Origin of the sequence: Agromyces sp. NPDC056523 (assembly GCF_042794545.1) — a bacterium.
Classification (GTDB): Bacteria; Actinomycetota; Actinomycetes; order Actinomycetales; family Microbacteriaceae; genus Agromyces.
The window spans coordinates 506,135-520,342 of the sequence record NZ_JBHTTM010000002.1; the positions used below are offsets into that span (position 1 = coordinate 506,135).

At 71.6% G+C, this 14,208-nt stretch carries 15 protein-coding genes; 2 read left to right on the forward strand and 13 right to left on the reverse strand.

Annotation, left to right across the window (positions count from 1 at the left end):
- Positions 1 to 21: 21 nt before the first annotated feature.
- Positions 22 to 684 (forward strand): hypothetical protein, encoded by a 663-nt coding sequence (locus tag ACFQ58_RS09295; RefSeq protein WP_376950789.1) that lies wholly within the window; start codon positions 22 to 24, stop codon positions 682 to 684.
- Between the two features lie 63 nt (positions 685 to 747).
- On the opposite strand, the gene ACFQ58_RS09300 is transcribed toward ACFQ58_RS09295, so the two are convergent.
- Positions 748 to 1,278, reverse strand: a complete 531-nt coding sequence (locus tag ACFQ58_RS09300; RefSeq protein WP_376950790.1) for a DoxX family protein — start codon at positions 1,276 to 1,278, stop codon at positions 748 to 750.
- A gap of 226 nt (positions 1,279 to 1,504) precedes the next feature.
- Here ACFQ58_RS09300 and ACFQ58_RS09305 point away from each other — a divergent pair, with 226 nt between their 5' ends.
- Positions 1,505 to 2,797: a glycosyltransferase gene (locus ACFQ58_RS09305; protein ID WP_376950791.1), complete on the forward strand. Its 1,293-nt coding sequence runs from the start codon at positions 1,505 to 1,507 to the stop codon at positions 2,795 to 2,797.
- Between the two features lie 31 nt (positions 2,798 to 2,828).
- Here the strand turns inward: ACFQ58_RS09305 and nusB are convergent, their stop codons facing one another.
- The 12 genes from nusB to rpsD all read right to left on the reverse strand — a co-directional run bounded on the left by nusB (position 2,829) and on the right by rpsD (position 14,052).
- On the reverse strand, positions 2,829 to 3,242 hold the full coding sequence (gene nusB / locus ACFQ58_RS09310; protein ID WP_376950793.1) for a transcription antitermination factor NusB: 414 nt from the start codon (positions 3,240 to 3,242) through the stop codon (positions 2,829 to 2,831).
- Positions 3,242 to 3,802, reverse strand: a complete 561-nt coding sequence (efp, locus tag ACFQ58_RS09315; protein WP_092669819.1) for an elongation factor P — start codon at positions 3,800 to 3,802, stop codon at positions 3,242 to 3,244. Before efp ends, nusB begins: the two co-directional genes overlap by 1 nt.
- A gap of 77 nt (positions 3,803 to 3,879) precedes the next feature.
- Positions 3,880 to 4,317: a type II 3-dehydroquinate dehydratase gene (gene aroQ / locus ACFQ58_RS09320; RefSeq protein ID WP_376950794.1), complete on the reverse strand. Its 438-nt coding sequence runs from the start codon at positions 4,315 to 4,317 to the stop codon at positions 3,880 to 3,882.
- 44 nt (positions 4,318 to 4,361) lie between these two features.
- The gene (aroB, locus tag ACFQ58_RS09325; RefSeq protein WP_376950795.1) at positions 4,362 to 5,441 is read right to left on the reverse strand and encodes a 3-dehydroquinate synthase; all 1,080 of its coding nucleotides are present in this window, start codon (positions 5,439 to 5,441) and stop codon (positions 4,362 to 4,364) included.
- Positions 5,438 to 5,986, reverse strand: coding sequence for a shikimate kinase (locus tag ACFQ58_RS09330; RefSeq protein ID WP_376950796.1), 549 nt, complete (start codon positions 5,984 to 5,986; stop codon positions 5,438 to 5,440). Before ACFQ58_RS09330 ends, aroB begins: the two co-directional genes overlap by 4 nt.
- On the reverse strand, positions 5,979 to 7,193 hold the full coding sequence (gene aroC / locus ACFQ58_RS09335) for a chorismate synthase (RefSeq protein ID WP_376950797.1): 1,215 nt from the start codon (positions 7,191 to 7,193) through the stop codon (positions 5,979 to 5,981). Before aroC ends, ACFQ58_RS09330 begins: the two co-directional genes overlap by 8 nt.
- A gap of 24 nt (positions 7,194 to 7,217) precedes the next feature.
- On the reverse strand, positions 7,218 to 8,093 hold the full coding sequence (locus ACFQ58_RS09340) for a shikimate dehydrogenase (protein WP_376950798.1): 876 nt from the start codon (positions 8,091 to 8,093) through the stop codon (positions 7,218 to 7,220).
- A complete protein-coding gene (gene mltG / locus ACFQ58_RS09345; protein ID WP_376950799.1) occupies positions 8,094 to 9,869 on the reverse strand; it encodes an endolytic transglycosylase MltG in 1,776 nt (591 codons plus the stop codon).
- Between the two features lie 6 nt (positions 9,870 to 9,875).
- Positions 9,876 to 10,346 (reverse strand): Holliday junction resolvase RuvX, encoded by a 471-nt coding sequence (gene ruvX, locus ACFQ58_RS09350; RefSeq protein ID WP_376951117.1) that lies wholly within the window; start codon positions 10,344 to 10,346, stop codon positions 9,876 to 9,878.
- A gap of 2 nt (positions 10,347 to 10,348) precedes the next feature.
- Positions 10,349 to 13,006, reverse strand: coding sequence for an alanine--tRNA ligase (alaS, locus tag ACFQ58_RS09355; RefSeq protein WP_376950800.1), 2,658 nt, complete (start codon positions 13,004 to 13,006; stop codon positions 10,349 to 10,351).
- A 70-nt stretch (positions 13,007 to 13,076) separates the two neighbouring features.
- Positions 13,077 to 13,280: a hypothetical protein gene (locus ACFQ58_RS09360; protein WP_376950801.1), complete on the reverse strand. Its 204-nt coding sequence runs from the start codon at positions 13,278 to 13,280 to the stop codon at positions 13,077 to 13,079.
- A 148-nt stretch (positions 13,281 to 13,428) separates the two neighbouring features.
- The gene (gene rpsD, locus ACFQ58_RS09365) at positions 13,429 to 14,052 is read right to left on the reverse strand and encodes a 30S ribosomal protein S4 (protein WP_376950802.1); all 624 of its coding nucleotides are present in this window, start codon (positions 14,050 to 14,052) and stop codon (positions 13,429 to 13,431) included.
- Positions 14,053 to 14,208: the final 156 nt, after the last annotated feature.

Sequence of the window (14,208 nt, forward strand, 5' to 3'; positions counted from 1 at the left end):
CTGTCCGCTACGGTTCGAAGCATGCGCTCCCGTCCGAGTCGAGTGGTCGGCGTCGTCCTCGCCCTCGTCGCCGCCGCGTGGGCGTTCGTGCTCCTGCCGCCGCAGCAGGCGGTGTGGTCGGGGGCCTACGGGATGCCCGGCTGGCTGTTCGCGCTCAACCGGCTGTCGCCGTACGACGCGGTGCGCGACTGGCTGGTCGCCAACGGGCAGCCAGACTTCTACCTGGTCTTCGGCGCCGCGGCATCAGCATCGTTCCTGCTGATCTGGCTCGCGACGGGTCCGGCGTTCGCGGCGCTCGGCTGGTCGGGTCGTGTCCTCGGATGGCTCGTGCTGGCGGGCGTGCCCGTCACACTACTGAGCTACCTCAACCATCCGGATGGTGCGCCCCTGCACGCGCTGTGGGGCGCCGAGGCGTTCGTGCTGATCGCCATCGGCCTCTGGGCCGTGGTGGTCGCGATCGCCGCACCGCGCGGCGCAGGCGTCCCGGCGTGGGAGCGCGTGCTGCTCGCCGGCACGCTCCCCGTGCTCGTCCTCTCGACCCTGGGACTCAGCTACTACCCGCACGGGACGCTCGTCGGGTTCGGCCTCGAGGCCGTGGTGCTGGTCGCCTGGGGCGTGCGTCCCGCTCCGGCATCGACCCGGACCCGCGAGGCGGAGCTTGGGATCACCGGACAGGCGGCCTAGCACGCGGAAGGGGTGCGACGCCGAGCGTCGCACCCCTTCCCGGTTCGGCGGAGGCCGGTCGGATCACCGGGCCTCGCTCCGCCCGCGCAGCACGCGCGAGGCGACCACGAGCGCCGCAGCCACGAGGACCACGTTCTTCGCGACGTACTGGCCGAGCAGCGTCGGGCCCGCCGCCGTGATGAGCTCGTCGGTGAAGAACACGACCGGCGAGAAGATCCCGACGAACGCGACGGCGAGGACGACCAGGCCGAGGCGGGCGAACCTGCCGGAGATGATGAGCAGGCCCGCCGTCGTCTCGATGACGGCGGTGAGGATCATCGCGAGCTGGCCGCCGACGATGCCGAAGGTGAGCACACCCCAGGTCGCCTCGACGAGCGACTCGACCGGGCTGACCCCGGGGAAGAACTTGAGGACGCCGAACACCGCGAAGACGGCGCCGAGGGCGACGCGGAGCGCCGGGATGCTCCAGCGCTCGAGGAACGCCTTGAGCGCGGCCTCGGCGGTCGCGAAGCGGCCGAGGAGCGAGCGCACGCCCGAGAACGAGGGACGGTGCGCGACCGGCTGGAGCCGGGTGGGAGCGGAGAAGGTGGACATGGCGGTGCTCCTTCCAGAGCGACGTTGTGGGTGACGTGCCGGACTGCGGCGACGTCATCCAGTGAATCGGCGCGCGCTGGTCCACGGATCCGGGCGCATCCCGGATCGAAGCGAGGGTTCCCCCTCCGTTTCCGTGCGGGTCTTCCCGGACGTCGTCTCGGGGTCGTGCGACATCCGCCCCTCTTCGGGGGCCGCGGCCCGACCGGCTCGCGTGGTGCCATCGCACATGGCCGACGTGATGATCACGGTGATGCCGTTCGCCGGGCACGTGGCACCGCTCGCGGCCGTCGCCACGGCGTTCCTCGAAGCCGGCCACACCGTCCGCGTCTACACGGGCTCCGCCTACCGGCAACGATTCGCCGCGACCGGAGCGGACGTCGTGACGTGGTCGCGCGCGCCCGATTTCGACGAGTACGACCTTCCGGCGACGTTCCCCACCCTCCGTGGCCGCAAGGGCCCGATGCAGGTACTCGCGAACGTCGAGCACGTCTTCATCCGGACCGCCGCGGCGCAGGGTGACGACCTGGTCGCCGCGTACGCGGAACGTGCGTGGGATCTCATCGTCGCCGACGGCCTCAGCCTGGGTGCTCGCTTCGCGTCCGAACGCACCGGCACTCCGTGGGTGACCGTGAGCATCGTGCCGCTCACCATTCCGACGCCGGGACTGCCGCCGCCGGGATTCGGGATCGCCCCGGCGCGGGGACCGCTCGGACGCGGCCGCGACCGCGTGCTGCACGCCGCGCTCCGACTCGCGACGCGCGGCCTGCGGCGCGCGTACGACGAGCAGCGCGCCTCATCCGGACTGGCTCCGTCGGCCGTCCCGTTCGAGCTCGTCTTCTCCTCGCCCGACCTCGTCTGCGCGTCGGGCATCCCGGATCTCGATTGGCCCCGCGCCGGATGGCCCGTGCCAGTGCAGTACGTCGGTGCGCTCGCTCCGACGGGCCGGGCCGGAACCGCGGCACCGCCCTGGTGGGGCGAGCTCGCCGCGGAACGACCGATCGTCCACGTGACCCAGGGCACGCTGAACGTCGATCCCGACGACCTCATCCGTCCGGCGTTCACCGCGCTCGGCCGGCAGCCGATCTCGATCGTCGCCACGACCGGGCGCGCCGAAGCGCCCGGGCTGCCGTTCCCCTCACCGCCGAACGCATACGTCACCGGACTCGTCGACTACGCCGCGCTGCTGCCGCGGATCGATGCGATGATCACGAACGGCGGGTGGGGCGGCGTGCTCGCCGCACTCTCGCACGGCGTGCCGCTCATCGTCGCCGGCGGCGACCTCGACAAGCCGGAGATCGCCGCGCGCGTCGCGTGGACGGGCGCCGGGATCGACCTGCGAACGGGCACCCCCACGCCGCAGGCGATCCTCCGGGCGTGGCGCAAGTTGTCGAGCGACCCCGGTTACCAAGAGCGTGCGGAGCTGCTCCGTCGCGAACCCCGCAGGCACGATGGTCCGCGCGAGGTCGTCGAGCACGCCATGAGCCTGCTCGCAGCCCGGAGCTTCGAATCCGCGCGGTGAGCGGCGTACGGCGCGGGGCGGGTGCGGCGCGTCAGCCCTTCGAGTGCCAGACCGCCGCGAGCAGGCCGTTCACGAAGCCGGCCGAGTCGTCGGTCGAGAGCACCGTCGCGGCCTCGACGGCCTCGCTGATCGCGACGGGGTCGGGCACCTCGTCGTTGTAGACGATCTCCCACACGCCGATGCGCAGCAGCGCACGGTCGACCGCGGGCATGCGCTCGAGCGTCCACCCGCGCGAGTGGGTCGTGATGAGCTCGTCGATCTCGTCGCCGTGGTCGACGATCCCGTCGACGATCTCGCGCGCGTAGAGCCACGACGCCTGGCGCTCGGGCTCGTTCACGGCGCGCTCCGCCTCGACGGCGAGCAGCTGCTCGACCGGCACCTGGCGCATGTCGGCGGCGTACAGCAGGTCGAGGGCGCGCTTGCGCGCCTTCGTGCGGGCGCTCACTAGTTCACACGGCCGAGGTACTCGCCCGAGCGGGTGTCGACCTTGACCTTGGTGCCGGTCTCGAGGAACAGCGGCACCTGGATCTCGTAGCCCGTCTCGACCGTCGCGGCCTTGGTGCCGCCGGTCGAGCGGTCGCCCTGGAGGCCTGGCTCGGTGTACGTGATCTCGAGCACGACCGACGCGGGCAGGTCGATGTAGAGCGGGTTGCCGTTGTTCAGCGCGATCGTGACGGCCTGGTTCTCGAGCATGAAATTCTTGGCGTCGCCCACGATCGTCGCCGGCACGGTGATCTGGTCGTAGTCGGTCGCGTCCATGAACACGAAGCCGTCGCCGTCGCTGTAGAGGTAGGTGAAGTCGCGACGGTCGACGTTCTCGATGTCGACCTTCGCGCCGGCGTTGTACGTGCGGTCGACGACCTTGCCGCTCACGACGTTCTTCAACTTGGTGCGCACGAACGCGCCGCCCTTGCCGGGCTTGACGTGCTGGAACTCGATGACGCTCCAGAGCTGGCCGTCGATGTTGAGGACGACGCCGTTCTTGATGTCCGCGGTGCTTGCCATGGGTGTTCCGTTCGGTGGAGGAGGGAGAAGTCGATGGGCACGCGGGTGCGCGTGCGACCGATCGATTCTAGTCGAGACTACGGATGGCGCAGCAGCCAGTCGATCGCGAGGCGGTACGAGTCGGCTCCGAACCCCGCGATGACGCCCGTCGCGACGCCCGAGATGACGCTCGTGTGCCGGAACGCCTCCCGCGCGTGGGGGTTGGAGAGATGCACCTCGACGAGGGGCACGCCGGCCGTCGTGAGCTGGGCCGCGGCATCCCGCAACGCGTAGCTGTAGTGGGTGAACGCCGCGGGGTTCAGCACGACGGGCGTGCCGCGGTCGACGGCCTCGTGGAGCCATCCGACCAGCTGGCCCTCATCGTCGGTCTGGCGCAGCTCGATCTCGACGCCGTCGGGCACGAACGACGAGAGGTCGGCCTCGATGTCGGCGAGCGTCTGCGAGCCGTACACCTCGGGCTCGCGGGAGCCCAGCCGACCGAGGTTCGGCCCGTTCAGCACGAGGATCGTGGTCATGCTCGAAGCCTAGCCGCGCGCCATCCGCTCGCCCCGCCCGGCCATCAGGACGCGATCTCCTGGTACGCCGCGAAGAGCAGCGACTGGTCGGGCGCGAGCATCACGGTGGGCTTCGCGAGGTCGTCCAGAACGATGAACCGCAGCTGCCCGGCACGCGCTTTCTTGTCGCGCTGCATGGTGGCGAGCAGCGTGTTCCACCGCCCGGCCGGGTAGCTCGTGGGCAGGCTCAGCAGGTCGAGCACGCGCTTGTGCCGGTCGGCGACCTCGTCGGACAGGCGCCCGGAGAGGCGGCCGAGCTCGGCGGCGAACGCCAGGCCCACGGCGACCGCCGCGCCGTGCCGCCACTGATAGCGCTCCGCGTGCTCCACGGCGTGGCCGAGCGTGTGGCCGTAATTGAGGATCTCGCGCAGGCCCGCCTCGCGGAAGTCCTCGCTCACGACGTCGGCCTTCATCTGGATCGCCAGCTCGACCACGCGCCGGAACTCGGGCGTCGACGGGTCGGTCGCGACATCCGAGTCGGCCTCGATGACGTCGAGGATCTCGGGGTAGCGGATGAAGCCGGCCTTCACGATCTCGGCGAAGCCTGCGAGGATCTCGTTGCGCGGCAGCGTGTCGAGCAGCTCGAGATCGCAGAGCACCGCGGCGGGCGCGTGGAACACGCCGACGAGGTTCTTGCCCTCGTTGGTGTTGATGCCGGTCTTGCCGCCGACCGCCGCATCGACCATGCCCAGCACGGACGTGGGCACCTGCACGATCCGGACACCGCGCAGCCACGTCGCGGCGACGAAGCCCGCGAGGTCGGTGATCGCTCCCCCGCCGACGCCGACGACCACGTCGGTGCGCGTGAAGTCGGCCTGTCCGAGGATCTGCCAGCAGAATGCGGCGACCTCGACGCGCTTGGCCTGCTCGGCATCGGGCACCTCGGCGAGGATCACCTCGTAGCGATCGAGCAGCGACTCGCGCAGCGCGGCGGCGCGCGCGCCGAGCGTCGGCGGGTGCACGATGAGCACCTTGGCCGCGGTGCCGCCGATCGCGTCGGCCAGGCGGTCGATCACGCCGCGGCCGACGACGACGTCGTATCCCGTCTCGCCTCCGACTCGGATGGTGGTGGCGTCATCGGTCATGCTCGTGCTCCGGCCCACTCGGTGATCTCGGCGACGATCTTCGCGACCGAGCGACGCGAGGTGTCGATGGTGAGCCCCGCGACCTGCGCGTACAGCGGTCGTCGCTCGTCACGGATGCGGATCCAGCGGTCGAGGCCGCCGTCGGCGATCAGCGGGCGGTTCCCAGAGGTCAGGCGGGGTGCCACCGCATCGGCCGACACCTGCAGCCAGACCACGTTGAGGTCTGAGAGGTCGTCGCGCGTGTCGGCGTCGAGCACCGCGCCCCCGCCGAGCGAGACAACCGCCTCCTCGCGCAGCGCCTCGGCGACCACCTCCCGCTCGATCACGCGGAAGAACGCCTCGCCCTCCCGTTCGAAGATCTTCTCGATCGGGCCGTGCCGCTCGACGATGCGCTGGTCGGTGTCGACGAACGGCGCGCCGACGGATGACGCGAGCCGCGAGCCCACGCGCGACTTCCCGGAGCCCATCGGCCCGACCAGCACGATCGGCAGCGGCACCGACCGTGCGACCGCCGCCGCGTCACCGGCGCGCGGCACGTCAGGCACGGACCGCGTCGGGCGTGGCGACCTCGCTGGCGAGCGCGTCGGGGATCGCCGCGAGGTAGGCCTCGAGGTTGCGGCGAGTCTCGACGACCGAGTCGCCGCCGAACTTCTCGAGGACCGCGTTCGCGAGCGTCAGCGCGACCATGGCCTCGGCCACGACGCCGGCCGCAGGCACCGCGCAGACGTCGGAACGCTGGTGGTGCGCCGGAGCGGGCTCGCCCGTGGCGATATCGATCGTGGGCAACGCGCGCGGCACGGTCGCGATGGGCTTCATGCCGGCGCGCACGCGCAGCACGGTGCCGGTGGACATACCGCCCTCGGTGCCGCCGGCGCGATCGCTCGCGCGCACGATCCGGCCGTCGGCGAGGTGCAGCTCGTCGTGCGCGGCCGAGCCGCGTCGCGTGGTGGTGAGGAATCCGTCGCCCACCTCGACGCCCTTGATCGCCTGGATGCCCATGAGCGCGGCCGCGAGCTGCGCGTCGAGCCGGCGGTCCCAGTGGACGTGCGATCCGAGACCGGGCGGGAGCCCGTAGGCGAGCACCTCGACGACGCCGCCGAGCGTGTCGCCCTCCTTGTGCGCGTCGTCGACCTCGGCGACCATTCGCGCGCTCGTCTCGGCGTCGAAGCAGCGCAGCGGGTCGGCGTCGAGCGCCTCGACGTCGGACGGCATCGGCAGCGCGCTGCCCTCGGGCACGCGGACCGGCCCGATGGCGACGGTGTGCGAGACGAGCCGGATGCCGAGCTCGCCGAGGAACGCGCGGGCGATCGCGCCGAGCGCCACCCGGGCGGCCGTCTCGCGGGCGCTGGCCCGCTCGAGCACGGGGCGGGCCTCGTCGAAGCCGTACTTCTGCATGCCAACGAGGTCGGCGTGGCCCGGACGCGGGCGGGTCAGCGGCGCCCCGCGGCCGCGACCGAGCGTCTCGGGATCGACCGGTTCGGGGCTCATGACCTGCTCCCACTTGGGCCACTCGGTGTTTCCGATGCGCAGCGCGACCGGGCTGCCGAGCGTCAGCCCGTGTCGGACGCCGCCGGAGATCGCCAGCTCGTCCTGCTCGAACTTCATGCGCGCGCCGCGCCCGTAGCCGAGCTTGCGACGGGCCAGATCGGCGCGGAGGTCGTCGAGCGTGACGGGGATGCCGGCGGGAAGTCCCTCGAGGATCGCGACCAGCTCGGGGCCGTGCGATTCACCGGCGGTGAGCCAACGGAGCATGCCCACCATCCTCCCACAGCGGCGTCAGAGGGCCCGACGCATGACGTCGAGCACGCCCCCCTCGTCGGGCAGCGGGGCCAGCGGGTCGCCGTTCACGAAGATGCGCACCTGGAGCAGTGCCTGATGGAGCAGCATGTCGAGTCCGTGCACGACGCGACCGCCCCGCTCGACCCACGACGCGGCGAGGGCGGTCGGCCAGGGGGCGTAGGCCACGTCGAGCAGCGTCGCCGTCGCGAGCGCGTCCGAGGGAACCACCGCGAGGTCGGCGCTGCCGGGGACGGTGCTGATCACCAGGTCGGCACCCGAGTCCTCGGCGAGCCGGGCGATCGGGCGGGCCTCGATCACCAGGCCCATGGCGTGGCCCAGTTCGACGACGGATGCCGCGCGGCGCGCGTCGCGCACGCACACCTCGACGCTCAGCGCCCCGAGCTCGGCCATCGCGATCAACGCCGACGCGGCCGTGGCGCCGCCGCCCACCAACACGCCTTGGCGGATCTCGCGGACGCCGGCGTCCGCGAGCGCGCGGACGATGCCGCCGATGTCGGTGTTGAACCCCAGCCTCCGCCCGTCATCGGCCAGCAGGAGCGTGTTGACGGCGCCGGCACGCTCGGCGAGCCGCTCGACCTCGTCGGCCAGTTCGAGCGCCTCGGGCTTGAGGGGCATCGTGAGCGAGAGTCCGCGCCACTCGGACCCGAGGCCGTCCAGGTACGCGCCGAGCCCGCCTTCGCCGACCTCGGCGCGCTCGTACTCCCAGTGCGTGAGTCCGAGGCGATCGTAGGCCGCGCGATGCAGCGCGGGGCTCTTGGAGTGCGCGATCGGCGAGCCGAGCACCGCCAGCCGCCGCGGACGACCGGCGCCGTCCGGGATCGACCCGCCCGTGGCATCCGTCGTCTCGGTCATCTAGCCGTTCTCCTCCAGGTACTGCAGGAACTGCTCGACCGCGGCCTCGTGCTCCTCGAGCGTCGCCGAGAACACCGTCTCACCCGTCTCGAGGTTGACGGTCACGAAGTACAGCCACGGCCCGTCGGCCGGGTTGAGCGCCGCGTCGATCGCGACATCGCCCGGGTTGCCGATCGGGCCCGGCGGCAGGCCCGGGTGCACGTAGGTGTTGTACGCGTTCCCGGCGTCGGCGCGTTCGGCGTCGGACGTCTCGACCGTCGAGTCGTCGCCGATGCCGTAGTGCACCGTCGAGTCGAACTGCAGCAGCCCGCTCTCGAACTGGTTCGGGTCGAGGCGGTTGCGGATGACGCGCGACACCTTGTACGAGTCATCCGCCGAGCCCGCCTCGCGCTCGATGAGCGACGCGATGACCACCGTCTCCCAGCGTTTCTCGGCGGGCACGCCGGCCGCGTCGAGTGCCTCGAACGAGCGGTCGACGAGCGTCTGCACGACCTGCTGCGCCGTCACGTCGGGTGGGAACGTGTAGGTCGCCGGGAACAGGAACCCCTCCACGGAGGTCGCCTCCGCGGGCAGGCCCAGCGCCTGCGGATCGGCCGCCGCGGCCTGGAGGTCCTCGAGCGGGATCCCGGTCGCCGAGGACGCCGCCGCGAGCGCGTCGCGCGCCCAGAGGCCCTCCTGGATCACGAACGTGTTCTCGAGCTTGTTCGCGGGGTCGAGCAGCGCGTCGAGCGCCGCCTTCGCGCTCATCTCGTTCGCGAGCTGGTAGGCACCGGGATAGAACGTCGGATGCGGCGACCGGCTCGTGACCTCGTCCGTGAACGCCTCCGCCGACGCGACGACGCCCTCCTCCTCGAGGTTGGCCGCGATCGTCTCACCGCCTTCGCCCTCGTTGATCATGAACACGAGTTCGCCCTCGCCCGATCCGCTGTAGTCGGCGGGGGGCTCGAACCGCTGGAAGAACGCCGTGACGGGCTCCTGGAGGACGAAGAACCAGGCGCCCGCGCCGATGCCGGCGAGCACGAGCAGCGCCACCAGGCAGCCGATCGCGCCCCGTCCGCGCTTCCGGCCCGGGCCGCCCTGATCGCCCTCGCCGTGGTCGAGCGCGGCTGCGCGGCGATCTGCTCGGGAGGCGCGCGGGGGCGGATCGTCGTCCCATGGCGCGAAGAGATCGGGCGCGCCCTCTTCGGCGTCGTGCGCCGCGGCCGGGCCGCGACGCGCGGTCGTCATCCGGACACGTTCCTCCCCGTCGACGAGCGCTCCGGCGTGAGCGAGGGCGTCGTCGCGGTCGTGCGCGTCGAGGCGGTCGTAGGGGTCGTCGCGGTCGTACGCGTCGTCGGCCCCTTCCGGATCGTGCGAGCGGCGCGGATGCGCGGTCGCAGCCTGCGCCTCGTACGCGAGCCGCTGCTGTTCGGCTCGCCACTCCTGCTCGGCGAGACGCTCCTGCTCGGCCCGCCACTCCTGCTCCGCGAGACGCTCCTGCTCGGCCCGCCACTCCTGCTCCGCGAGACGCTCCTGCTCGGCCCGCCACTCCAGCTCCGCGAGACGCTCCTGCTCGGCCCGCCACTGCTCCTTCGCGACGCGCTCCTGCTCGGCCCGCCACTCCTGCTCGGCGCGGCGCTCCTCGAGTTCCGCATTCCGTCGGCGCTCGGCCTCGGCCTCCCGCTGCTGGATCTCACGGAGCTCGCGCCGGCTGCGGGGAGGCCGTGCCTCGCTCGCGGCATCGGGAGGAGACGGCCGGTCGGAGCCGCGGCGACGCTCTGGGGGGAGCTGGGTCACGGGATTTCAGGATCCTTCGTCGGGGAGGACGGTTCGTCCGGGGGCGGTGCCCGATGCCCGCTCGGCATCGATGGCATGTTGCAGAATGATAACGGCTGCAGCTTGGTCGATGATCGGACGCTGCTTCTTCGCGGACTTGCCCGAGGCGCGCAGCGCCTGCTGCGCGCTCACCGTCGACATGCGCTCGTCGACCAGACGCACCTTCGCGCCCGCCGTGGCCAGCCGTTCCGCGAACGCGACGGCATCCGCGGTCGATGCGGTCGGCTGCCCCGAGAGCGAGAGCGGGTTGCCGACGACGAGTTCGACCGCCTCGTGCTCGGCAGCGAGGTCGAGGATGCGGCCGACATCGCCGTCCTCGCCCTCGGCGCTCCTCGCGACCGTCTCGACCGGGACCGCGAGGATCGCCGACGGGTCGCAGCGCGCCACGCCGATGCGGGCCCGACCGACGTCGATGCCGAGCCGCGCACCGGAACGCATGGTCACCCGCCGATCGCCGAGCGGGCGGCCGCCAGCGCCGCGGGGATTGCGGCGAGGTCGTTGCCGCCGCCCTGGGCGAGGTCGGGCTTGCCGCCGCCACCACCGCCGAGCGCACCGGCCATCGCCTTGGCGAGGGCTCCCGCGTTCGCGCCCGCGTCGCGAGCGGCGGGCGACGTCGCGGCGATCGCGAGCGGCTTGCCCTCCACTTCGCCGACGAGCGCGACGACGGATGCCGCGTCGCCGAGGCGCGCGCGGACCGCCGTCGCCAGGGAACGCAGCTCGTCGCCCGATCCGAGTCGGCCCACCGACTCGACCACCGCGACGACGTCGTCGAGCCGCTCGGCCTTCGCGGCGAGTTCAGGAACGCGATCGCTCAGGGCCCTGGCCTCGTAGGCCTGGATCTTCTTCTCGGCCGCCTTGAGGCTGGTGATGAGCTCGCCGACGCGGTCGACGAGCGACTCGGGACGCGTCTTCAGCGTCGAGGTGAGTTCCTGCACGAGCGTGCGCTCGGCCGCGAACCGCCGGAACGCGTCCTGCCCCACGAGCGACTCCACACGGCGGTTCGATGCGCCCACCGACGACTCGCCGATGATGTTGATCATGCCGACCTCGGCGCTGCGCGCGACGTGCGTCCCGGCGCAGAGCTCGCGCGACCACGGACCGCCGATGTCGACGACGCGGACGATGTCACCGTACTTCTCGCCGAACAGCGCCATCGCACCGAGCGCCTTGGCCTCATCGATCGGCAGCTCTCGCGTGACGACCTCGAAGTTCTCGCGGACGGCGCCGTTGGCGACGTCCTCGATCTCGCTGCGCGTCTCGGCCGACAGGGCCTGGTTCCAGCCGTAGTCCAGGCGCAGGTAGCCGGCCTTGTTGAACGAGCCGGACTGGTGCGCCCTCGGGCCGAGCACCTCGCGAAGCGCGGCGTGCACGAGGTGCGTGCCGGAGTGCGCCTGCGTCGCGCCGCGGCGGTAGTCCTCGTCGACGAGGGTGGTCGCGGGCACGCCGACACCCACCTCGCCGGAGGTCACCGTGACGGTGTGGCTGATCAGGCCCTTCACGGGCTTCTGCACGTCGAGCACGTCGAGCTCGAATCCATCGCCCACGATGCGACCCTGGTCGGGTGCCTGGCCGCCGGACTCCGCGTAGAGCGAGGTCTCCGCGAGGATCACCTCGGCGGTCTGGCCCGCGATCGCCCGCTGCGCGGGCCGCCCGTCGACGAGGATCCCGAGCACCGTGGAGGCGGTCGTGAGGTCGGTGTAGCCCGTGAAGACGGTCTCGCCCTTCGCACGGAACTCGCTGTACACCGAAAGGTCGGCCAGCACCTTCTTCTTCGACTTGGCGTCGGCCTTCGCACGCGAACGCTGGTCGGACATCAGGGTGTCGAACGCCTTGCGGTCGACCGCGAGGCCGGCCTCGTCGGCCATCTCGAGCGTGAGCTCGATCGGGAAGCCGTACGTGTCGTGCAGCAGGAAGGCGGTGTCGCCGGCGAGCCGGTCGGAACCCGACTGCTTGGTCTTCGCCACGGCAGTGTCGAGGATGGACGTGCCCGCCGAGAGCGTCCGGAGGAACGCCGCCTCCTCGCCGACGGCGAGCTGCTCGATCTGCGCGTAGTTCGCCGCGACCTCGGGGTAGGCGGTCTTCATCGCGTCGCGGGACGCCGCGAACAGGTCGTGGAAGGTCGGCCCCTCGACGCCGAGCAGGCGCATGGCGCGGATGCTGCGGCGCAGCAGGCGGCGGAGGATGTAGCCGCGGCCCTCGTTCGACGGCGTGACCCCGTCGCTCATGAGCATGAGCGACGAGCGGATGTGGTCGGCGATCACGCGCATGCGCACGTCGTCGTCGTGGTCGGCGCCGTACCGGCGGCCCGACAGCTCGGCCGCCCGGTCGAGCACGGGCCGGACCTGGTCGATCTCGTACATGTTGTCGACGCCCTGCTTGATGAACGCGACGCGCTCGAGCCCCATGCCGGTGTCGATGTTCTTCTTCGGCAGCTCGCGCACGATCGTGAAGTCGGTCTTCGACTTCACGTCGGCGATGAGGTACTGCATGAAGACCAGGTTCCAGATCTCGACGTAGCGGTCGTCGTCGGTGGCGGGCCCACCGTCGATGCCGTACTCCGGACCGCGATCGAAGAAGATCTCCGAGCACGGTCCGGCGGGGCCGGGCTGGCCGGTGTGCCAGTAGTTCGTGTCCTTGCCGAGGCCCTGGATGCGATCGTCGGGCAGCCCGGCGACCCGCTTCCAGATCTCGCGCGCCTCGTCGTCGTCCTCGTACACGGTGACCCAGAGGTCCTCGGGATCGAAGCCGTAGCCGCCGTCGGCCTCGGACGTGGTGAGGAGGTCCCACGCGAACGAGATCGCGCCCTCCTTGAAGTAGTCGCCGAACGAGAAGTTGCCGTTCATCTGGAAGAACGTGCCGTGCCGCGGGGTCTTGCCGACCTCTTCGATGTCGTTCGTGCGGATGCACTTCTGCACGCTCGTGGCCCGGTCGTACGGTGCGGGCACGACGCCCGTCAGGTACGGCACGAAGGGCACCATGCCGGCCACCGTGAACAGCAGCGACGGGTCGTCGGACACGAGCGAGGCCGACGGCACGACCGTGTGGCCGCGTGCGGCGAAGAAGTCAAGCCAGCGCTGGCGGATCTCGGCAGTCTGCATGGTTCCGTTCTGGTTCCTGGGATTGGTGGAGCGTCCCGCGCGACCGGCGGGCGAGGGCGTAGACGGGGAGCTAGCGGCCCGCGACGGAGGGCGCCTCGGCGGCGCGGAGCTCGGCCTCGCGGGCGTGGTACCCCTCGGCGACGGCACGGCCGAATGCCCGCGCCTTCGCGTCGAGGCCGGCGAAGAACTCGCGGCCCTCCGCGGTGCGGTTGACCTGGTGCGCGACGGCGAACCCCGCCGCGACGCCGACGGCGAACCACAGGATGCTCTTCACGTGTCACTCCTCGAAAGTCGAGCCCGGCGACGTGCGCTGCGCACGCATTCATTCAGTCTAGGACGTGCGTGCGGGTACCCGCCCGGCGCGCCGTGGTACGACGAACGGGGCCGCGGCGAACCGCGACCCCGTTCGGTGAACCGACCGACTAGCGGGCGGCGTAGTACTCGACGACGAGCTGCACGTCACACGTGACGGGCACCTCGACGCGCTTGGGGCGACGCACGAGCTTGGCCTGGAGCTTGTCGAGCTCGACCTCGAGGTAGCCCGGAACCTTGGGGAGCACGTCGACGTGGCCACCGGCCGCGGCGACCTGGAACGGCTCGGTGCCCTCGGAGCGCTGCTTGACGCCGACGACCTGGCCCGGCTTCACGCGGAACGACGGACGGTCGACGATGCTGCCGTCGACGGTGATGTGGCGGTGCACCACGAACTGGCGGGCCTGCGAGATGGTGCGGGCGAAGCCGGCGCGGAGCACGAGCGCGTCGAGGCGCATCTCGAGCAGCTCGACGAGGTTCTCACCCGTCAGGCCCTCGGTGCGGCGCGCCTCGTTGAACGCGATGCGGAGCTGCTTCTCGCGGATGCCGTACTGGGCGCGGAGGCGCTGCTTCTCGCGAAGACGCACGGCGTAGTCGGAGTCCTGCTTGCGCTTGGTGCGGCCGTGCTCGCCGGGGGCGTACGGGCGCTTCTCGAGGTACTTGGCGGCCTTCGGGGTGAGGGCGACGCCGAGTGCGCGGGAGAGGCGGGTCTTGCTACGTGACTGGTTCGACACAAGTGTCCTTTCGGAAGAATCTCAAATGCGATTTCACGGCGCGCAGTCGCGCCGGAAGTCCGTGTCAGAGGGATTCGCCAAGGGTGGATCGGCTACAGATCTCACCCGTTCGCCGGTGGTCCTCTCGCAGCCGCGCTCGAGGACCTGGCTTCAGGC

Excerpts from the sequence above, each read along its gene's own strand:
- ruvX (WP_376951117.1), bottom strand. The coding sequence starts at position 10,346 with ATGCGTTCCGGTGCGCGGCTCGGCATCGACGTCGGTCGGGCCCGCATC.
- efp (WP_092669819.1), bottom strand. The coding sequence starts at position 3,802 with ATGGCAAGCACCGCGGACATCAAGAACGGCGTCGTCCTCAACATCGAC.
- ACFQ58_RS09300 (WP_376950790.1), bottom strand. The coding sequence starts at position 1,278 with ATGTCCACCTTCTCCGCTCCCACCCGGCTCCAGCCGGTCGCGCACCGT.
- aroC (WP_376950797.1), bottom strand. The coding sequence starts at position 7,193 with ATGCTCCGTTGGCTCACCGCCGGTGAATCGCACGGCCCCGAGCTGGTC.
- ACFQ58_RS09295 (WP_376950789.1), top strand. The coding sequence starts at position 22 with ATGCGCTCCCGTCCGAGTCGAGTGGTCGGCGTCGTCCTCGCCCTCGTC.
- aroQ (WP_376950794.1), bottom strand. The coding sequence starts at position 4,317 with ATGACCACGATCCTCGTGCTGAACGGGCCGAACCTCGGTCGGCTGGGC.
- ACFQ58_RS09305 (WP_376950791.1), top strand. The coding sequence starts at position 1,505 with ATGGCCGACGTGATGATCACGGTGATGCCGTTCGCCGGGCACGTGGCA.
- alaS (WP_376950800.1), bottom strand. The coding sequence starts at position 13,006 with ATGCAGACTGCCGAGATCCGCCAGCGCTGGCTTGACTTCTTCGCCGCA.
- aroB (WP_376950795.1), bottom strand. The coding sequence starts at position 5,441 with ATGACCGATGACGCCACCACCATCCGAGTCGGAGGCGAGACGGGATAC.
- ACFQ58_RS09340 (WP_376950798.1), bottom strand. The coding sequence starts at position 8,093 with ATGACCGAGACGACGGATGCCACGGGCGGGTCGATCCCGGACGGCGCC.